This is a genomic window from Acidisarcina polymorpha (assembly GCF_003330725.1).
Classification (GTDB): Bacteria; Acidobacteriota; Terriglobia; order Terriglobales; family Acidobacteriaceae; genus Acidisarcina; species Acidisarcina polymorpha.
In genome coordinates this window covers 5,314,409-5,334,180 of sequence record NZ_CP030840.1, presented here as the reverse complement: position 1 = coordinate 5,334,180, position 19,772 = coordinate 5,314,409, and the positions used below count along the sequence as shown (strand labels likewise).

General features: G+C 60.3%; 17 protein-coding genes. 7 read left to right on the top strand and 10 right to left on the bottom strand.

Annotated features, from left to right (window positions below; translation table 11 throughout):
- Positions 1–20: 20 nt before the first annotated feature.
- Complete coding sequence (locus tag ACPOL_RS22660; protein ID WP_114209068.1) at positions 21–788, top strand: sulfite exporter TauE/SafE family protein; 768 nt, start codon at positions 21–23, stop codon at positions 786–788.
- A gap of 17 nt (positions 789–805) precedes the next feature.
- Here ACPOL_RS22660 and ACPOL_RS22655 read toward each other — a convergent pair whose 3' ends face one another.
- Complete coding sequence (locus ACPOL_RS22655) at positions 806–3,541, bottom strand: ABC transporter permease (RefSeq protein ID WP_114209067.1); 2,736 nt, start codon at positions 3,539–3,541, stop codon at positions 806–808.
- Positions 3,541–3,882 carry a PadR family transcriptional regulator gene (locus tag ACPOL_RS22650; protein ID WP_114209066.1) on the bottom strand — a complete coding sequence of 114 codons (342 nt, stop codon included), beginning with the start codon at positions 3,880–3,882 and terminating at the stop codon, positions 3,541–3,543. Before ACPOL_RS22650 ends, ACPOL_RS22655 begins: the two co-directional genes overlap by 1 nt.
- A gap of 316 nt (positions 3,883–4,198) precedes the next feature.
- Here ACPOL_RS22650 and ACPOL_RS22645 point away from each other — a divergent pair, with 316 nt between their 5' ends.
- On the top strand, positions 4,199–5,188 hold the full coding sequence (locus ACPOL_RS22645; RefSeq protein ID WP_114209065.1) for an alpha/beta hydrolase: 990 nt from the start codon (positions 4,199–4,201) through the stop codon (positions 5,186–5,188).
- Positions 5,189–5,281: 93 nt separating this feature from the next.
- On the top strand, positions 5,282–6,589 hold the full coding sequence (locus ACPOL_RS22640; protein WP_114209064.1) for a phospholipase D-like domain-containing protein: 1,308 nt from the start codon (positions 5,282–5,284) through the stop codon (positions 6,587–6,589).
- 71 nt (positions 6,590–6,660) lie between these two features.
- On the opposite strand, the gene ACPOL_RS22635 is transcribed toward ACPOL_RS22640, so the two are convergent.
- Positions 6,661–8,025 carry a Gfo/Idh/MocA family protein gene (locus ACPOL_RS22635; RefSeq protein ID WP_114209063.1) on the bottom strand — a complete coding sequence of 455 codons (1,365 nt, stop codon included), beginning with the start codon at positions 8,023–8,025 and terminating at the stop codon, positions 6,661–6,663.
- Between the two features lie 328 nt (positions 8,026–8,353).
- Here ACPOL_RS22635 and ACPOL_RS22630 point away from each other — a divergent pair, with 328 nt between their 5' ends.
- The 3 genes from ACPOL_RS22630 (at position 8,354) to ACPOL_RS22620 (ending at position 12,459) form a co-directional block, all read left to right on the top strand.
- Positions 8,354–8,719 carry a hypothetical protein gene (locus ACPOL_RS22630; RefSeq protein WP_150133101.1) on the top strand — a complete coding sequence of 122 codons (366 nt, stop codon included), beginning with the start codon at positions 8,354–8,356 and terminating at the stop codon, positions 8,717–8,719.
- A gap of 47 nt (positions 8,720–8,766) precedes the next feature.
- Positions 8,767–10,920 carry a mechanosensitive ion channel family protein gene (locus ACPOL_RS22625; RefSeq protein WP_114209061.1) on the top strand — a complete coding sequence of 718 codons (2,154 nt, stop codon included), beginning with the start codon at positions 8,767–8,769 and terminating at the stop codon, positions 10,918–10,920.
- Positions 10,921–11,019: 99 nt separating this feature from the next.
- Entirely contained in the window at positions 11,020–12,459 is a 1,440-nt protein-coding gene (locus ACPOL_RS22620; protein ID WP_236656961.1) for an APC family permease, read from the top strand.
- Between the two features lie 55 nt (positions 12,460–12,514).
- Here the strand turns inward: ACPOL_RS22620 and ACPOL_RS22615 are convergent, their stop codons facing one another.
- The 3 genes from ACPOL_RS22615 to glgA all read right to left on the bottom strand — a co-directional run bounded on the left by ACPOL_RS22615 (position 12,515) and on the right by glgA (position 14,671).
- On the bottom strand, positions 12,515–12,901 hold the full coding sequence (locus ACPOL_RS22615) for a type II toxin-antitoxin system VapC family toxin (protein ID WP_114209060.1): 387 nt from the start codon (positions 12,899–12,901) through the stop codon (positions 12,515–12,517).
- Positions 12,885–13,145 carry a type II toxin-antitoxin system Phd/YefM family antitoxin gene (locus ACPOL_RS22610; RefSeq protein WP_114209059.1) on the bottom strand — a complete coding sequence of 87 codons (261 nt, stop codon included), beginning with the start codon at positions 13,143–13,145 and terminating at the stop codon, positions 12,885–12,887. Before ACPOL_RS22610 ends, ACPOL_RS22615 begins: the two co-directional genes overlap by 17 nt.
- Before the next feature lie 68 nt (positions 13,146–13,213).
- Positions 13,214–14,671 (bottom strand): glycogen synthase GlgA, encoded by a 1,458-nt coding sequence (gene glgA, locus ACPOL_RS22605; protein WP_114209058.1) that lies wholly within the window; start codon positions 14,669–14,671, stop codon positions 13,214–13,216.
- A 145-nt stretch (positions 14,672–14,816) separates the two neighbouring features.
- Here glgA and rsmA point away from each other — a divergent pair, with 145 nt between their 5' ends.
- On the top strand, positions 14,817–15,626 hold the full coding sequence (gene rsmA, locus ACPOL_RS22600; protein WP_114209057.1) for a 16S rRNA (adenine(1518)-N(6)/adenine(1519)-N(6))-dimethyltransferase RsmA: 810 nt from the start codon (positions 14,817–14,819) through the stop codon (positions 15,624–15,626).
- A gap of 68 nt (positions 15,627–15,694) precedes the next feature.
- On the opposite strand, the gene ACPOL_RS22595 is transcribed toward rsmA, so the two are convergent.
- The 4 genes from ACPOL_RS22595 to ACPOL_RS22580 form a co-directional block, all read right to left on the bottom strand.
- Complete coding sequence (locus ACPOL_RS22595; RefSeq protein ID WP_114209056.1) at positions 15,695–17,260, bottom strand: FecR family protein; 1,566 nt, start codon at positions 17,258–17,260, stop codon at positions 15,695–15,697.
- A 135-nt stretch (positions 17,261–17,395) separates the two neighbouring features.
- The gene (locus tag ACPOL_RS22590; protein WP_150133100.1) at positions 17,396–18,097 is read right to left on the bottom strand and encodes a hypothetical protein; all 702 of its coding nucleotides are present in this window, start codon (positions 18,095–18,097) and stop codon (positions 17,396–17,398) included.
- 68 nt (positions 18,098–18,165) lie between these two features.
- Complete coding sequence (gene ruvC / locus ACPOL_RS22585; RefSeq protein WP_114209054.1) at positions 18,166–18,690, bottom strand: crossover junction endodeoxyribonuclease RuvC; 525 nt, start codon at positions 18,688–18,690, stop codon at positions 18,166–18,168.
- 89 nt (positions 18,691–18,779) lie between these two features.
- Positions 18,780–19,550, bottom strand: a complete 771-nt coding sequence (locus tag ACPOL_RS22580) for a thiazole synthase (RefSeq protein ID WP_114209053.1) — start codon at positions 19,548–19,550, stop codon at positions 18,780–18,782.
- Positions 19,551–19,772: the final 222 nt, after the last annotated feature.

Sequence of the window (19,772 nt, the reverse complement as noted above, 5' to 3'; positions counted from 1 at the left end):
CAACAACCTCTGAGGTGTGAATGCAGTACGCCATTGGATTCATGATCGCGCTGTTCATTGCACTCACCGGCGTGGGTGCTGGCACGGTCACGGTGCCGGTGCTGATCCTGTTCCTGGGCGTCCCTGCGCCGGTTGCGGTCGCCATCGGACTCACCTTTTCAGCGGCAGTCAAGCTGGTGCTGGTACCGGCGCAGATCTTTCGTCAGCAGGTGGCATGGCGGACGCTTGGCTACATGCTTCTGGGCGGAGTTCCGGGGGTTCTCGTCGGCTCCTTCGCATTGAAGCATCTGGTGACCGGTGGCTCACAAAACCTGATCAATGCGCTGCTTGGCGCGATCCTGGTGGGCACGGCGAGCTGGCAGATCTACGCATCTCTGCGGCCAGCAGGGTGGAAGCCAGATGCGGCGGACCGCAGCCCTATCCTGCCGTGGCTGATGTTTCCGGTGGGGGCGGAGGTCGGGTTTTCCTCTGCTGGCGCGGGAGCATTGGGTAGCGCGGCGCTGCTGGCGCTGACGCCGTTGCTCCCCGCGCAGGTGGTCGGGACGGACATCGTCTTTGGCTTCCTGATGTCGCTGATCGGGAGCGGCGCGCACTGGTTCTCGCACGCCACTGACCCTCAGTTGTTGATCCATCTCATCGTAGGCGGCGTGTTCGGAGCGGTCTCCGGGACGTTAGTGAGCGGGACGATTCCACGGCGTCCGTTGCGCCTGGCGCTTTGGATCTGGCTGCTGGTGCTGGGGGGCCAATTTCTGGTGCACAGCTATCACGTTCTGGCGGCCGCCCGTTGAGTCTTGGGATCTATCTCCTATTCGGTTCTTAGCGCGCGCATAGGGTCGATGGACGCGGCGCGGCGCGCGGGGAGATAGGCTGCCAGAGCGCCGACCGCGCAGAGCAAGAGCGCGGCTCCGGCATAGATCGCGGGGTTGCTCGCGGGAGACCCCATCAGCTTGGCGCCGCTACCCATCGCCGAGTCGGTGAACTCGATGGCGGCGACGCTGCGGGCCACCCCGAAGGCCAACACAGCACCTGCCGCGAGTCCCCAACCGGTTAATGTAAGTCCCTGACCGACGACGAGGTTCAACACATCTCGCGGCCTGGCGCCGAGCGCCATTCGGACGCCGATTTCCTGGGTGCGCTGGGCGACGGCGTAGGCCATAACGCTGTAGAGGCCAACAGCGGCGAGCAGCACGGCTAATCCTCCGAGTATGGTGAGCAGCGTGGCAGCCAGCTTCTGCGGGTAGAGGGATGCGCCGATATAGTCCTTCAATGGAATCGGGTTGAAGACGGTGACACTGGGGTCTATTTCGTGGACCGCGGACCGCAAGGCGGCCAGGACAGTCATCGGTTCGAGCTTGGTTCGTACATAGAACGCGAGGTTCATGTCGGCGCGGTAGATTTGCCGGAAAGGCACGTAGAAGTATGGGACCGGGGATTCGTTGGGGTAGTGGTATTTGCTGTCCTTCGCGACGCCGACGATGCGAAACCATTGGCCCCAGCCATGAACGCGCCGGCCGATGACGCTGCCGCCGCCGAGGAAGCGTTGGACGAAGGTCTGGTTCACGATCATGACCGGCTGGGAGTTTTCATCGTCCTGTTCGTTGAAGTCGCGGCCGTCGAGCAGCGGGATGTGCATGAGTCCGAGATAGCCGGGAGATACGACGTTGCGGAAGGTCTTCATGTTCTCGCCAGACGCCGGGACGTAGCCGTCGATCTGGAGGTCTTCCCACCAGCTAGGTTCAAAGCCGAGCGGGACGCCGTCTGCATAGGCCACATTGGTCACTCCCGAGACTGACTCCAGCTTCGCTTTCAATCTACGTGAGAAGAGTTTGCGCTGTTCGAGGCTATAGCCGTTGGTGGCGAGCGAGAACTGACTGAGGAGAACGTGATTGGGATCGAAGCCGGGATCGATGCGGCTGGTCTCGGCGAATCCCTGGGCAAAGAGGCCGGCGCAGACCAGCGCGACCAGAGCGAGCGCGACTTCGGAGGCCACGAGAGCGGAGCGCAGGCGATGGCGGCCACGACCGGCGAGGCCGCTGCGACCGCCCTCGTTGAGCCGGGTGTTGAGATCGGTGCGCCCGGCTTGCATGGCGGGGAAGACTCCAGCGGCGATGGTGGTCAGCAAGCCGATACCGGCGGCGAAGGCGAGAACATGCAGATTGATGGGCGTGTCGAGGGAGAGCGATAACTGTCCGGGTGGCATCAGCGCCTGGAGCGCGCGGCTCATCCACGGGGTGATGGCGATGCCGAGCGCTGCTCCGGAGGCGGTCAGCAACAGGGTCTCGGTGAGCACCTGGCGAGTGAGGCGTCCGCGACCAGCGCCGAGGGCGAGGCGGGTGCTGAATTCTTTCTCGCGCACGGTGGCGCGGGCGAGCAACAGATTCGCGACGTTCGCGCAAACCACCAGAAGGACGAGAATGCAGACGCCCATCAGGATGCGCAGCGGACCGGCGAGCAGGCCCTGGGGACCGTGAGGCGATTTCCAGAGAGGCAGGAGAATGGCGCTCATGCCCTGGTCCATGTCGGCGTCGGCGATCGCCATTCTCGCGGCCAGCGCCGCGAGTTCGGCTTGCGCCTGCTGCATGGTCACTCCCGCTCTCAGACGGGCGATGCCGAGCATATTGCGGTCACCGCGATCGCGCAGCATCCACTCGTCGACACCATTGAGCGTGGGCTGCTCCATGTATGGCACCCATAGGTCGAATGCCTCGGCGGGGATGGAGCCATGGAATGCGGGAGGCGCGATACCGACAACCGTCAACTCGTGCTGGTTCACCCGGATCGTCTTGCCGACGATCTCTGGATTGGCGTTATAGTGCGACCTCCAATAGCGATCGCTGATCACGGCGATGGGAAATGCGCCGGGTTTGTCGCTGTATTCTTGCGGGGAGAAGACGCGCCCAAGCTGTGGGCTGACTCCGAGCACGGCGAAGTAGTTTCCGGAGACGAGTTCACCCCAGGCGCGCTCGGCATGATCGTCTTTGCCGATGCTGAAGATTGCCGGGTGAGTGACGGCGATTCCGTCCAGCAGCTTGAGGTTGTCGCGAAAGTCGCGATAGTCGGGATAGGAGTTCGGAATATACGCGCCATTGGCGGTCACCGCCTCCAGGGTGAGCAGATGCTGCGGATCGGTCACGCCGCCAAGCGGCCGGAGCAGCACCGTATCGATCCAGGAGAAGACAGTTGCGGTGACGCCGATGCCGATGGCGAGGGTGAGGATGGCGACCGCGGTGAATGCGGGGTTGCGGGCCATGGTGCGCAGGCCGAATTGGATGTCCTTACAGAGGGTCTCGAGCATGGGGAGCGTATTGCGCTCCCGCCATGCCTGCTGGGTCTGCTCAAAGCCGCCGAGTTGGATCAGCGCCTGCCGGCGTGCTTCTTTCAGAGTCATGCCGGAGCGGACGTTATCTTCGATATGCATGTCGAGATGACTCTGAAGCTCGGCGGAGAAGTCGCGATTGGCGCGGCCGGGGTCGATTGCCGCCCGGAGGCGGAGCCAAAGCGCCCTGAGGCTGGCGGGGAATGAGATCAAGTGGGATTGCATCACGCCTCCTCGGCTGGAGAGAGAAAGCGCCCGACGATGGCAGTGGCTTGCTCCCAGTCGCGGGCAGCGCGCTCCAGCTGCTTGCGCCCGGAGCGGGTAAGTTTGTAGAACTTAGCCTTGCGATTGTTCTCCGACATTCCCCATTCTGAGGAGATCGCGCCCTCCTGCTCGAGCTTCAGGAGCGCCGGATAGAGGGTGCCGTAATTGAGCGAGAGGAGATTGCCGCTGGTCTGTTCGATGCGGCGGGCGATGCCGTAGCCATGCTGCGGCCCCATCGTCTCCAAAGTTTTGAGGACCATCAGGGCGAGTGTGCCCTGCCAGACATCGGGCTTGTCTCCCATACTCCTCCTATTGGCAAGCAATATATAGCACATGGTCTTATGGGAAGGCAATAGGAGTATGGGCGTATGGCGGAATTCGCAGATGGCATACTTGGCTGGCGCCTGCCCGGAGATCCCGACATGCTACGCTTTTCTCGGGATGCCTTTGCAGAATCAGCCCTCGCCGCCGGATCAAGTTGAGTCCGCACAACTGTGGTGCGCGACCTGTGCGCGGGTTGTTCTGGATCCGCTGGTTTGTGGGGACTGCTCGGCGGTGATCTGCCGCGTCTGCGGCACGCCGCTTGAATCCTCGGACGAACTAGGCTTCGGTTAGACGATGAGCGCGAAGCCGTCCACCCCTCGCAATTCCGGTTCGAAGGCCACCCGTACGGCAGAACGAAGGTCGGCCCGCACGCCGCCGCCAGGCTGGCAAGACCCGTTGGCGCAACAACAGCCACTGGTCAGCGGGCGCTGGTTGCTCTATGCATTGCTCGCGGTGGTTGGGTTTGCGGCGATCTCCGCCTATCTGACCCTCTGCCTGCTCTTCTATCAAGGTCAATGGCAGGTGGTGTTTCATCCCTCGCGAGCGGTCGCGACGACACCAGCATCGCTCGGCCTCAGGTATGACGACGTTCGTTTCGACTACACCGGCACCGGCATAGCTCAGCTCAACGGCTGGTGGATCCCGGCGGAGGCGAACGCCCTTCTCGCGGACCGAACCATCCTTTTTTTTCACGACGGCAGCGGTTCGCTTGCGAATGTAGGAGAGCAGCTCAAGACGCTGCATTCGCTCGGGGCCAACATCTTTGCTTTCGACTATCGCGGCTTCGGGAATAGCGTCAACGATCACCCTTCCGAAAGCCGGGTATACGAAGACGCCGATGCCGCGTGGAACTATCTCACGGACATCCGGCATCTCGATCCGAAGTCAATCGTTCTTTACGGATCGGGACTCGGAGCAACCATCGCTGTGGAGGCGGCCGTGCGGCATCGGGAGTCGCCAGCGCTGGTGCTTGAGAATCCAGCGCCTCCGGCCTTAAGCCTTATTGAGGCGGACTCCCGCACTCATCTGCTGCCCATTCAGTGGCTCTTCCGGGACCGCTTCGAGATCATGCCAAAGTTGCAGCAGCTGGGTCTGGTGTTGGGAGAGCCAGCGGCGGGGTTGGTCGCGAGTGGAAAACAACCAGCGTCGCCCATCATTCTGAACCAGGCCGCCGCGAATGGCCCGAGATTGCTGGTTCTGCTGGGCCCGTCGCCTACAAGTGATCCGCGTTATCGGCCAACGCTGGCGGAGTTCCTGAGAGACGTGCGTTCCGCTACTCACTGATTGTCGGCCGAGTGTTCCCTCAGCGGCTGAGGCCGAGCCCCTTCGTTGCACAAGCTACCCCGTTGTAACCTGGCCCTAGTATTCTTGCCTTGCATGGCTGACACTCCCGCTCAAAACCGATCGCGCACGGCGACGCGAGCCCTGGCCGCTATTGGCGTTGGGGGGATGGTGCTTTATGGCTCGCGTGTGTTGCTTGATTTCTTCGGCCCGTCGATTCCCTATTCCATGCCGGACGACCCGGGTATGGCGCTCGACTCGGAGGAATTCGTGCAGTTTCTCAGTCTGATCACGGACGGCACGGTCCGTAGGTCGCGGATGACCCGGCTCAAAAACGGCAGCGAGTTTTATAGGGCGCAGCTCGAGGCGATCCGGCGCGCGAAGCATGCGATCAACCTGGAAACTTACGAGTTTATGGAGGGTGAGGTCGGGCGCGAGTTTCTCGACGCGCTGGCGGAACGAGCGCGGGCCGGCGTTGAAGTCAGGATCATCGTAGATGCGCTGGGCAGCTTCAGCACCCACCTCAGCTACTTCGATGAACTTCGCGCCGCCGGCGGTAAGATGCGGTGGTATCATCCCATCCGCTGGGACACCTGGCAGAAGGTCAACAACCGCACGCATCGCAAGCTGATGATCGTCGATGGCGAGACCGGGTTTATCGGCGGCGCGGGCATCGCGGATTTCTGGCTTCATGCGACAGCAAAGGCACCGGTCTGGCGAGACACGGTTTTTTGCGTCGAAGGCGAAGCGGTTGCGGGACTGATATCCACCTTCTGCGAGAACTGGCTTGAATCTTCGGGCGAGATCCTTTCAGGATCGGCACAATTCGCGTTTCGAGCGCTGCCCGAGGGATCGACCAGCTTTGTGGTCTCGAGCACCCCGCATGGTGGTGGCACACAAGCGCGGATCCTCTTTCAAGCCTTGATCAAGAGCGCGCGAAAGAGCATTCGGATCACGACACCCTATTTCCTGCCCGATAGAAGCGCACGCCGCGCACTGGTGGAGGCGGTAAGGCGGCGCGGGGTGCAAGTGCAGATCCTCACCGCGGGTCCGCGCATCGATCATCCGATGATCCGGAGGATGAGTCACCACAGCGTCCGCCATCTGCTCGAGGGCGGCGCGGAGATCTTCGAGTATCAGCCTTCGATGATCCACGCCAAGTTGATGACGGTTGACGGGCTCTGGAGTGTTGTTGGATCCACGAACTTCGATCATCGCTCGTTCGCGCTCAACGATGAGGTGAATCTGGCGGCGCTTGATCGAGAATTAGCTCGAACCATTGAGAACGACTTCCTGGAAGACTTGCAACAAAGCCAGAGACTGACGATGTCGATGCTGCAGGAACGGACACTGCTGGGCAGGGCGGAAGGATTGATTGAGGATCCGCTGGAGCAGGAAAGCTGAGAAGCGGTTGGTCCAGTATTCCTGACTTCCCAACAATCCTGACTTCCGGAGAGGCAAACGGCCCGGTGCGCCTAACTACGTTCGTGCCCAACCAACTTCATCTCTTCGGGATTCCAATGGACGATGGCATCTTTCTCGTAACTCAAGTTACTAAGCAAAGCCGCGCCAGCCGCGCGGAAGCCGAAGACCGCATCTTCGACAACCGGCTTCCTGGTTCGCACGGAGTCGAAGAAGTTATGAAAGTGATCGTAACTGTCGCTGTATCCATGAGGCGCTTGATATCGTTCGGTCGCTAGCGGAGGCTCGCCGGTCGCGTGGACAGGCGGATACTTCTCCATATACTGGGCGGTTATCTGCTTTTGCATCGCTTCGGTAAAGGTGCCGATGGTGAGTCCCGGTCCTTTTGCGAGCGGTGTGCGGCTGACGGTGACGCCGTTGCCGCCGATTTCGAGCATTCCTTCCGAGCCGGTAAAGAGCAGGCCTTCGCTCTCTGAGCCACCGTCGACGAAGTTGACGCGCAGGTTCAGATTGAAGTCGGGATAATCGAAGAGCGCCAGCATCACGTCGGGAACATCGCGGCCGTCCTTCCAGAAACGCAGGCCGCCGGTCGCCATGCCGCGGGTGGGGCCGTGAGAGCCGGTGATGAAATGGGTTCCACTGAAGAGATGAACGAAGAGGTCGCCGGCCACACCGGTTCCATAGGCTTTCCACTTACGCCATTGAAAAAAGTGTTCCGCATTGAAGGGAATCTTAGGGGCGGTTCCCAGAAAACGCGGCCAATCGCAGGTCTCGGTTGAGGCATCGAGCGGGACGGTATAGCTCCACGCGCCCTGCGAAGAGTTCCGGTCCCAATGCGCAGTCACCATATTCAACTGGCCGATGGCGCCTGAAGCGAGCAGCTCCTTGGTTTTGGCATAGACCATCGAGCTGACTCGCTGGCTGCCTACTTGCAAGATGCGCTTGGTCGACCGCGATGTCTCGATCATTTCCGGCCCATCGGAGTAGAGATGAATCATCGGCTTCTCGCAGTAGACATCCTTGCCGGCCTTCATGGCGTCGATCGAGGCCTGTTTGTGCCAGTGGTCGGGCGTCCCGATGATGACGGCGTCGATGTCTTTGCGGGCCAGGATCTCGCCGTAGTCGCGAGTGGTGAAGATGTCACTGCCCCAGAGTTCTTTGGAATGATCCAGGCGGCCGTTGTAGCAGTCGGCAACGGCAACCAGCTTGACGCCGGGAACCTCCAAGGCAACCTTGGTATCACCCATGCCCTGGCCACCCGCGCCAATGAGGGCTATCTGGATGTGGTCGTTCGCAGAGACCGGGGCAGCGGGCTCATTCTGGGCCGCGGCCAGGATGTGCAATTTGGTTCCGGCGAATGCGGTCGCGGTCGCCACTCCTGCTGTCTTGATAAAGCTCCGGCGATTCGGGTTGTACACTGTCACCTCGTGAATAGTGCGTCAATGCGATGGCACTCGCGGCATGGACCCGGCGCAGCGCTCTCGATGACGGAAGGTCAACGATAACGAAAAGCGCCCGGCTCGGCAAGCCAGCGCAGCCTCATGGTCGGGTATCGAGGCAGAGGTCTTTGGGGAGAGCTCCGAAGAAGACCCACGATATGGGACTGGGGTGCTGCTACGGTCTTGTGCGCGTGGTGATTACGAGGATGTCGTTCAGAGAAGATAAACGGCCTGCGAATGTTTGACGGCACCAAAGCATGTGGCGGCGGCGATTGTTTTCATTGATGGCGCCACTCAGAATAGAGGCATGTCGAAAAAGCGCGCCAGCAAATCCAAGGAAATTCCGACCACGTCTTCGATACTGCTGGTTGGCGCACCGTCGCCCTCTCTGGATCGAAAAAAGTCCGGGTTAGAAGGCTCTCGGTTTGACGTTACTCTGGCAGAAAACATCTGCTATGCGGAAATTTACGCAGAGACGCAATATTTCGATGCAGCGGTGTACGACGATTCGCTGCCTGCGGAAGAGAAGATCGCGCTCGCCAGCGTCATGCGCGTTCGCTGGCCGTGGATGCGGCTGGTCTCGCTCGGGCCGGTTTCGAGTCAAGAACTTTTCGATGCGATCGAGGCGTCCGAGTCGCAGCTTCCGGAGAGTCTGCGCTCGGTGCTTGGGTGAGAGGGGCAGCAACTAACCTTTCGACGTCTTCTGTGATCCTATGGAACATGGTTGATTGGCGATTCCGGCAGAAATATTCGAAGTACAGTCTTCATCAAAAATTCGCAATTCGATATGTCTTGAATGCGGCGGTGCTTGCTCTCTCGCTCTTTTTCGGCTCGATGTTTTTCCAGAGCCGCCACACCGTGCGTGCAGAGCAGAAGGCGGCGGATCCAACCGCGGCCCAGACGCAAACCCCAGCGCCCTCTGCTCCCGGGAAGACAGCGTCGCCGGTTCCGGCGCAGTCTCCGTCCCTGCCAACGCAGCCGACCAATCAGCCGGGGGAGAATGATGTAGCCGGGCGCAGCAAAGCCATCTTGCTCCATCTGAACGCGGTGCTGCGGTTCTACCATGATTCCGAAGCTCCTATCCAGAAAGTGGGCGAGCCGAGCGATCTGATCTATCGCGACCAGGCGGTGACGCTGGCCGCGCAGGTCGCGGGATTCGCGTTTCAATCCGCGAAGGCCGAGGCCGCCATTATGGCCAGGACGAGCGGCGGCCAATCGGACACCCCGGCCCCGGAGAGCCAGGCGCAGAGGCTGCAGACGATGCGAGACAGCGTCGCCCAGCGGATCGCCGCGTTGAAGGCGCAGTCAGCCGACCTGGACAAGCAATTGCAGACGGCGCGGGCTCGCGACATTGCTGGACTGCGGCAACAACGAGAAGAGGTGGCAGGCGAGCTAGAGCTGCAATCGGCGATGGAAGACGCGCTGGCCAAGATCACCGGGATTTCGGTGACATCGAACGATACCGGTTTTGCAGCGCAAGTCGGTCAACTGGAGCGTTCCGCACCCGGGCTGACTGCCGGCAAATCGACGAGCGTCGCGCCGACGCTGGAGAACCTGAGTGCGGCACGAAGCGCGGGGGTGTCGAGCCAGGCTATCGTTCTTTTTCACCTCTTAGCAGCCAGACAAAGCATTGACAACCTGGCCCGGGAAGCCAACAGCGTTCATCAGCAGGCACTCGAGCTGCGGACGCCGTTGAGCAATGTTTTGAGACGGACGATTTCCCAGGGAGAGGCTTTGTCGCAGCAGATCGCCGCGACACCACTTCCCGCTGCTCCGGCAACTCATCCTGCGGCTACTCATCCTGGAGGGTCCGCGGCTGGGGCAGCTGCACCGGCCGCTAACCCGGCTCCGACACTGGCCGAGACGCGGAAGACCTTCGACCAGTTGACGTTGACCTTTAAGGGCATTTCAGCGGCGGCGGTGCCGTTAAGCCAGGAGATCGTCACTCTGGAGCAAAGCGGGGCGAGTCTGCAGGCATGGCGCCGGGCAGTCGATGAGGAATACAAGTCAATATTAAGTTCATTGCTCTTCCGAGTGGCCGGGATCGCGGTAGCGCTGGCAATCATCTTCGCGTTGGGCGAAGTATGGCGGCGGGCCACAACGAGGTATGTCCAGGACGTGCGCCGACGGCGGCAGCTGCTCCTGGTGCGGCGACTGATCATCGGTTTCCTAAGCGGCCTGGTGATGATCTTCGGGGTGGTGACACAGTTCAGCTCCCTGGCTACCTTTGCCGGATTTATCACTGCGGGCCTGGCAGTGGGGTTGCAAACGATATTGCTCTCGGTGGCCGCCTATTTCTTCATCATCGGCCGGTATGGGGTGCGAGTCGGCGACCGCATCACGATTGCCACGGTCACCGGTGATGTCGCAGAGGTCGGACTGGTGCGGTTCTACGTGCTCGAGCTGGCGGGCAGTGGCACCGATCTCTATCCGACGGGGAGGGTCGCGGTTTTCTCGAATGCGGTCTTGTTTCAGGCCGGGACTCCGCTTTTCAAACAGCTTCCGGGGACCGAATACATCTGGCATGAGTTGACGGTGAAGCTGGCCGCTGACGGCGACTACCGGCCAGCGGTGGAGAAGATCCAGAAGTCCGTCCAGGATGTCTATGACAGCTATCGCCAGGAGATCGAGAAGCAACACCGGAACCTGGAATCGTGGATGGATTCGAGCATGGACGCGCCAGGCATTCAATCGAACCTGCAGCTCGTCGACGGCGGCTTACAACTTTGGCTGCGTTTCCCGGTCATCATCCGGCAGGCTGCATCGATCGATGGGCACATGACCGAGGCGCTGCTTCGACTGATTGGCGGAGATCCGCAGGTCAAGGCGGCGGTGAGTGCGCCGCCGATTATCAAAGCCGCGGTCAAAGGTTAGTTGAGGGCTATTTAAGGGTTAGTCAAAGGCTGGTTGCGGGCTAGTTGCGGTGCTGGTTGTTGGCTTGGCCTGGTTCCCGGCGTCTCATGGGGAACCAGCTTGCAGCATGGTACTCTTGCTCCACCGTTGGCGGAACTGAACTCATCCTCGAAGCTGATTGAGACCACTGCGCCGGTCCGGACCGGCGACCTTCCTCGCGTCCTGGGTGTCTCTCACGCCACCGCGATCGTGGTCGGGACCATTATCGGCAGCGGCATCTTTCTAGTCCCGCAAGAGATGATGCGCGCGGTCGGCTCCTCGACCATGGTGTACCTGGCGTGGATCGTCGGTGGACTGCTGTCGCTGTTCGGCGCGATGACCTATGCCGAACTGGGCGCGATGATGCCGGCGACCGGCGGCGAATACGTCTATCTTCGCGGCGCTTACGGCGATTTGCCGGCCTTTCTCTACATGTGGACATGGTTTTCGGTAGCCAAGCCGGCTTCGATTGCGAGCGTGACCACCGGGCTGGCGCGCACCCTAGCGATCTTTCCTGCGCTTGCGTGGCTCGATGGCGCGACGCTGCACGGCGGCTGGGAGATTACCTGGTCGCAGATCTTCGCGATCGCCGCCACGTGGCTGGTGACCGGGCTGAACTATCTTGGCATTCGCAAGGCGGGAGAGTTTCAGCTCTTCTTCACCTGGTTGAAAGGTGGGCTCATACTGGTGATCGCCGGTTTCTGCTTCGCCTCATCGAGGGGCAGCCTGCTGAATTTCCACACCTTCTTTCCCGGTGCGCACGGCGGGTTTGGCGGCTTCATGATCGCGTTGATTGCGGCGCTCTGGGCCTACGATGGCTGGAACGACTTGACCATGGTCGCCGGAGAGGTTCGTCGTCCGGAGCGCAGTTTGCCGATCGCGCTGATCGCCGGGCTGTTTATTGTGGGCGGTCTATACATGGCGACGAATGCGGCCATTCAATACATTCTGCCAGCCGCACAGATCGCGGCTTCCCCGCGTCCTGCAGTTACCGCGATGGCGTTGGTAGTTGGAGGAAAAGGAGGCAGCTGGGGGGCTGCGCTGGTTTCAGCCGCGATGGCAATCAGCATCGTTGTCACGCTCAATGGGACCATCATGTCGGGGGCGCGGATTCCCTTTGCGGCTGCGCGCGACAAGCTTTTTTTCGCGCGAATGGCGACGATTCATCCACGCTTCCAGAGCCCGTCGACGTCGTTGATTGTCCAAGGGATCCTCGCTACGGTTCTGCTGCTGGCGGTGGGACGTTTTCAGCAGCTGTTCGAGTTGGCGATCTTCGCCGAATGGCTCTTTTACCTGATCACGGCAACGACAGTCTTCGTTTACAGGAGGCGATTGCCGAACGCGGTGCGCCCTTATCGGGTGTGGGGATATCCGGTGCTCCCGGCGCTCTTTGTTCTCGCTTCAGCTCTGTTGCTGTATTTCTCCTATGTGGAGAACCTGAAGAACTCGCTGATCGGGACCGGGATCATCTTGTTGGGGATTCCGCTGTTTGGATGGATCAGGAGGAATCGCACCGCGTAACGGGCCGTTCCGGCCGCCGCTGCCCAAGCGCTCTCACTCCCGGAGGCAACGACCATCACCAAATTCGTCGCACCTTGAACACATCCAGCTTGCGGTCGGCGCTGATCACCGGTATGTCTTCGGCAATGGCATGCGCGGCGATGATGCGATCGAATGGATCACTGTGATCTCCTGGCATACGAGCGGCGCGCAAGGCCAAGGCGCAGTCGATGGAGAGCATTACATATCCAGCGACTTCCATCGTCTGAAGAAACTGTCTCTCCAGATTCGCTGCTTCCGGAAATCTTCCGAGGCGCACCTTGGTCGCAATTTCCCATGCGGAGGCTGCCGAGACATAGACCTCAGTGGCCGGGTCTTCGATGATTGCCGCTGCTTCGGTGCTTAGGAGCTTCGGAGAGATTGTTGCCCAGACGAGGGTATGAGTATCAACCAAAATCCTCATCGCCTTCACCCCTCCAGAGGCCCGATTCCTCTTCCGGCAAAGGCTCCCAGAAACGATCACCCATGACGAAGTTCGGGTCATAGAGCGCCCCAAGCCGTTTCTTCTTCACCGGCTCAATGGCCACGAGCTTGGCCACCGGCGTCTTCTCGCGTCCGGAGGTGATGATGACCGTCTCGCCTTTCTGGGCTTTTTTTACGAGTTCGGAAAAGTTTGTCTTGGCCTCGAAGATGGTCGCTGTGGTCATGGATTCGGCTCTCCTGCTAACTTAGCTTAACCAAGTTGAACTAGATCGTCAAATATGTCAGTAGAGTTTTAGCTGCGCCGTCTCGCGACTTCCTCATAGAGTTCAATGTATTCCGCCGCCGGGCCAATCCAGGAATGGTCCTGGGTCATTGCATTGTGGATTAGCTTGCTCCAGGCTTTTTTGTCGGTCCGAAAGACATGAGTGGCGCGCTGGATGGCGGCCAGGAAGTCCCCCGGATTATAGCCGTGGAACTTGAAGCCCGTTCCCTGGCCGGTCTCGGGACTCCATTCCTCCACGGCTTCATCCAGACCGCCGGTGGCACGGACAACGGGGATGGTCCCGTAGCGGAGGCTGTACAGCTGGCCAAGACCGCACGGCTCGTAACGGGAGGGCATGAGGAAGATGTCCGCGCCTGCCTCGACCTTGTGCGCCATGGCCCGGTCGTAGGGAATGCGCACGGAGATCTTTCCACGATGTCTTTCCTGCAGCGAGCGAAAGAGGTTTTCGTAGTAGGGCTCACCGTCGCCGAGGACGGCGAGATAAAGATCTTCGGCGGCCAACGCATCCGAGATCTGGGCGATCAGATCGAAGCCCTTCTGAGTTGCGAAACGGGAGACGATGCCCAAGAGCGGCGCGTCTTCGCGGGCCGGCTCGAGGCCGAAGGCATGAAGCAGATCACGGCGGCAGCTCACCTTCCCCTCAAGATTGCCGGCGGTGTAATGGGCGGCGATGTTTCCATCGGTGGCAGGATCCCACTTCACGGTATCGATGCCGTTCAGGATGCCGTGCAAATCGGTGGCGCGGCGGCGGAAGGTGTCTTCGAGACCGTTGCCGAACTCGGCGGTCTGAATTTCTTCGGCATATTTGCGGCTAACGGTGGTGATGACGTCGGAGTAAACCAGTCCCCCTTTGAGGAAATTCAAAGTACTGTAGTGTTCGGCACGCTCTGGCTTGTAGATCTCCCACGGCAGCAGCAGACGTTCGACGGTATTGGGGGGGAACCAGCCCTGATATCCGGCATTATGGACGGTCAGCATCACGCCAGCGCTGCGCAGCTGCGGATCGAAGTAGTAGACGGTGCGCAGGTAGACGGGCAGCATGGCTGTCTCCCAATCGTGCACATGAAAGACATCGGGCACACCGAGCTGCTTCGATGCCTCGAGCACCGCGCGGCAGAATAGCCCGAACCTCTCCCAATTGTCCTGATAGTCGCCGGTAGGCGTCGCATACACATATTCACGATCGAAGAGTTCCGGACAATCGATGAAATAGAACTGCACTCCATCCTGAATGCCGCCATTCAGTACGGTCACGAAGCGGTTGTAGTATTGAAACGGAATGGTCAGGCTCTTGATGGCGACGACGCGTTCTTTGACTTTGGCGCTAACCTGCTTATAAAAAGGCAGGTACATTGTGACCTGATGCCCCTGACGAGCGACCTCTCTTGGGAGCGCTCCCAGTACATCCGCTAGGCCGCCGGTGTTGATATAGGGAACACATTCCGAAGCGGCGAAAGTAATACGCATGAATTCACTCCCGTTCCTGTGAGACTTGTACCAGACATGCAGAGGAGTCCGATGCCTTGCGTAGTCTAAATCTCTCTTCGAGGCACAGCAATTCGCTGCGGCCGGTTCCGGGCGATTCGTGGTGGTTTGAAGAGAGAAGGCGGGCGTGACCAGCAAGCCCAAACTCGGGCAGAATTTTCTTGCAGACCCCGCGGCGGCGTACGCCATCGTGCAGGCCCTTGGGGACATCTCCGCCGGTACGGTGCTTGAGATTGGCCCGGGCAAAGGAGCAATCACCAGCCTGCTGGCAGCGCGGGCCGGCCACTTGGTCGCGGTGGATCTGGACGCCTCGCTGGCAGCGCGACTCACGAGCGAATACGCGATGGACGACCGGGTTGAGGTGCTTCACCACGACATATTGACGCTCGACATGGCTGGCTTGCTGCCGAATACGGGAGGGAAACTTGCAGTTGTCGGGAATCTTCCGTACTACATTACCTCACCGATTCTGCTGCACCTCTTCGAACACGCCAACGTGATCGACCGTGCGGTGATCATGGTGCAGCGCGAGGTGGCGGACCGGATCGCCGCCGCGCCGGGTACTCGAGACTACGGATTGCTCACCGCAACTACTCAGCTCTTTGCGCGGGTAGAGAATCTCTTTACGCTGCCGCCGAGTGCCTTCTCGCCTCCGCCGGAGGTGTATTCGACGGTCTTGCGGCTTACCTTCGCTTCACGGCTGGCTGATCTGGGTATAGACCGGCTGGGATTCATCAAGTTTCTGAAGGAATCGTTTGCGCAGAAGCGAAAGACTCTGGCCAACAATCTCCGGTTTGCGGGACATGGGCCCGAGAACGTGGCCGCTGCTTTCCGGCGAACGGGCATCTCCTCGACGATCCGCGCTGAGGCGCTGCCTTTGGAGGAGGCGGCGCGACTTTATCGGGATTTGCAAGATTCAGAGCAGTCGGCGCAGTGAAGAAACCGGCGGAGAAGGAAAAGGGTCAGTCCACACGAGTGGACTGGCCCTTGAGGATACCTTTCCTATTACTTGACGTGGCCACCGCCGCCACCGCCACCACCCATCGATGGGCCGGCGCTAGCGTGCGGTGCCGATGACATGGCACCGGAAGAGGACGGCGCACTGAAGTGGCCTCCTGAAGCTGCGCCGGGGCCGCTGGAAACGGGATGGGAGGCGAACGTTGCAGGAGATCCTGCACGATAGCCGGAGCTACCCGAAGGAGGGCGATAGACGGGTACGCTGCCAAACTGGCCGCCTGAGCCGCCGAATCCATTTCGTGCAGTAATCGGCATAGCGCCGGAGCGGTTCACAAAGGAGCTTGCCGGAACGCCGCTTTTCGGCATCAATTGGGCAACGTGCCCATCCACTGTAACCGCCTTGGGAGCGCCCGGGCGGGGCTCGAGAGTGGTGGCCTCTCGTCCACGATCAATGGCGAGCAGGGGATGGCTGACTGCGGAGCGAGGCGCACCCGGGTGCAATGGATGGAATGGGCTCTGGACGGGCCGTGGCAGTCGCTTATAGCCGGGAGGAGCATAGCCAATTCCTCCGACCGGATACCAGGAGTTCCCGCAGTTCCCTGCCCCTGGGGCCCAGCCCCAACCGAACGAGTTGTAGTAGTTCCAGGCGCCGCAGTGGTAGGGCAACCAGCCCCATGGATAACCGGAGATCCAGGCATAGCCGCCAGCGCCGCCATAATAGCCCCAATATCCGGAGCCGTAAGGGTCCCAACCTGCGCCGGCACCGGATGGCACCCAGAAGGAATTACCGCTGGCGGAGTACCAATTCCCGTAGTAATCGAGATCGCTCCAGGCAGGATCGCTTGCGCTTCCGCGCGCCTCGCGGGTCTCCTGCGCGGCCATCTGATTCATGGCCTGGTCACGGTCGGTGTTCCATTGGTCCCAAGAGTCGCTGTCGATGCCCTGGGCGAGCATGTAACGGGTGCTATCCGGGCTGTCGAAGCGCACGGTCTCGTTGGCCTTGACGTCCACGGCGTAAGCGGCGCCGTTACTCAAGTGGGCGCTGCCGTCGAGAACAGCGAATTCAATGGGTCTAGCATCGAGGCTCACGCGAAACTTGACGGGGGCCGGAGAGATCACTTCATTGCCGCCGAAGTGGACTACAAAGCGCTGATTGGCGACACTTTTCATCTCCACGTACGACAAGCCGGTCAGCAGTTCGACTTCAGTATTGGTGCCATCCGCACTGCGGCTGAGAACACTGAAGGCGGCGGAGCTATTTGGCGTCAGGCGTACGACGCTGCCATCTTCCAACTGGACCTCCGCACGGCCGTCTTCGCCGGTCTTGAGCGTCGAGCCTTGCATGACCGGCATGTTCGGATAGGCCTGCGAAAACTGAGTTTCCGTGCCGGAGAGCATCTGGACGGTACCGATGACGTTGCTGAGACGCACCGCCCGGATCTGGTCGTCGGCGTGGGCCGATGACCACCCGACAGCAAATATCGTCAGCATCAGCAGTCCCAGCAATGGGAGGCCCTGCAATGGAATGCGGTGTGGAAAATGATCGTAGGAATTCGCGATGAACCTTGAACTCAATGGGCGGGTCGAGAGACTTGATGATACCTGGTGCCGCATCACAGCACCTCCATTTCGAGGCGCTCAGGCTTTTGCTGACTCGCCGCAATACGTAAAGACGCGTTCTTTAAGGAAAAGTTTCTGCCAATTTCGCGCGTTTGTACAGAGCTTTCGACCAGCCGGCGCGACAAAATGTTAGCGCAATGAAGCGGTGGTGCTGTCATCGCCCAGGAGTTTGCGAGCGCGGGAACGGGCCCGCTCGAGGACCGCCTCGTCGTTGCTGATCTCCTCGAGGATCGGCTGGATCGTCTGAATCTCGAGCGCCCTGCCATCTTTCGCGGCAGAGAGCAAGGTAGCCAACTCTGCATCAAGGGCGAGCCGATCGTGTTTGTGCTCCACTTCGAGGCGGCGGCCTACTTCCAAGGTAAAGGCGATCGACTCAAAGGTGGTCGTGACTTTCTGGATGGGCGCGATCTTCGACCAGTTATAGGTACAGCTTCCGTTTCCGTCGGGTCCGGCATAGCTGAGTTGTTTGGTCCCCTGAAAGGCGACTTTATCTTTTACGTCCTCACACGACACGGCGAAGAACCTCTGCGCTCGCGCGGTGGAGAAGATCTCCTCGACAGCGGTTTTGGACAACTGCACCGGACGGTCGAGTGGATGGGCCATGGTTTGATAGGAGAGCGTATCGTGTGGCGGCGTGGCGCTCGGCTCGGAGTGAAATTCGCCGCGGCCATCCTCAAAGATCACGAAGGTGTATTTGGCGGGTTGGAGCTGCGGGTGTTCATAGTGAAAGCTGACGTGAGGCTTGTCGGCGGGGTTCGGAGCGATTGTGGACGAAGACTGCGCGCTGTCGAGCGCCCCCCAAGCGAAAGCAGCCCCGGTGAAACCAGACAAGGATAGAATCAGCGTTCCGATCTGCAGACATCTACGGCCCTTCGTCAATCTCAATGTGCTTGTGACTTTCAATGCTTGACACCCGACTGCGCCAGTAGAGTTTGCGCGGTATGCATATGGCAGATGGCGACGGCCAGCGCGTCGGCCGCGTCGGCCGGTTCCGGAACGCAACTGAGTTTGAGCAAACGAGTCACCATATATTGAACCTGCTCTTTCTGCGCCAACCCATAGCCGACGACGGACGACTTAATCTTCAACGGAGCATATTCTGCTACGGCCAGTCCGCAATTCGCCGCCGCTAGCAAGGCGACCCCGCGAACCTGGCCCAATTTCAAGGCCGACTTCACATTTGCCGAGTAGAAGACTTCTTCGACGGCCACGACTTCGGGCTCGTAGGCCGCCAACAGCAGCATCAACTCGCGATAGACGAAGCTGAGTTTTTGCGGCATGGTGTCGCTTTTCGGCAGACGGATGCCACCGGAGGCGACGGCGACCAGACAAGGTTCCCGGCTGCCCATCGGGCCGGTTGGCGACCACTCGACGACACCGTAGCCGGTGCAGTCGGTACCGCAATCGATGCCGAAGACTCGCATGCGAATACGAGTCTAAAGCAATCGCCGAGCGTCTCCAAGGATCAATTTACAAATGCGGGGCACGGCTGGGTACGAAAGCTCCCGCAGGGCTATCTGGAGATGCCTTCGAGCGGCGAACTTGCGGTTGCGTAGAGCTTTCTCGGCATTCGCCCGCTCAGATACGCCTGCCTTCCGGCCAGCACGGCGTGCATCATGGCTTCGGCCATGAGCACGGGTTCGCGAGCGGCCGCGATGCCGGTATTCATCAAGACCGCGTCGGCGCCGAGCTCCATGGCGATCGCGGCATCGGAGGCGGTGCCGACCCCGGCGTCGACGATCAGCGGAACTTCGGTGATCCGCTCACGCAGGATCTGCAGATTTGCGATGTTTTGAATGCCGAGTCCGCTGCCAATGGGCGCGCCTAGAGGCATGACGGCAGCCGCGCCTGCATCGATCAACCGCCGCGCAAAGACGATGTCGTCGGAGGTATAGGGAAGCACCGTGAAGCCTTCCTTGACCAGCACCCGGGTGGCTTCGAGGGTCGCCTGAACGTCAGGATAGAGGGTTGCCTGATCGCCAATCACTTCGATTTTGACCCAGTCGGAGATCCCAACTTCGCGCCCCAGCCGGGCCGCACGGATCGCCTCCTCGGCGGTATAGCAGCCGGCGGTATTCGGGAGCAGGAAATAGCGCTGTGGATCGATGAAGTCGAGCAGCGATTCCTTGGAGCGATCGAGGTTGACTCGGCGCACTGCGACGGTGACCATCTCCGCGCCCGAGGCCTCGATAGCTGCCTGGGTTTCGCGCCCGTCTTTATATTTGCCGGTGCCGACGATAAGCCGTGACTGAAATGCCTTGCCCGCGATGACTAGTGGTTCCATGCGGTTATTGTAAGTCCGATCCGGCTGAAGCGTTTTGGTCTGGTTGCAACGTTCGGTTCTAGGGACCGGCCAGCTCCATTGGCCTCGATCCTCATGGCAGCACAATTTCATAAGGCGAAATGGTCGAGCAAAAGATGAGGCCCGCTACAAGATTACGCAGCGGGCCTCATCTTCGGTGAGCTGTTGAGATTGACCTGAGGCATCCTCGCTTCAAAAAACTTC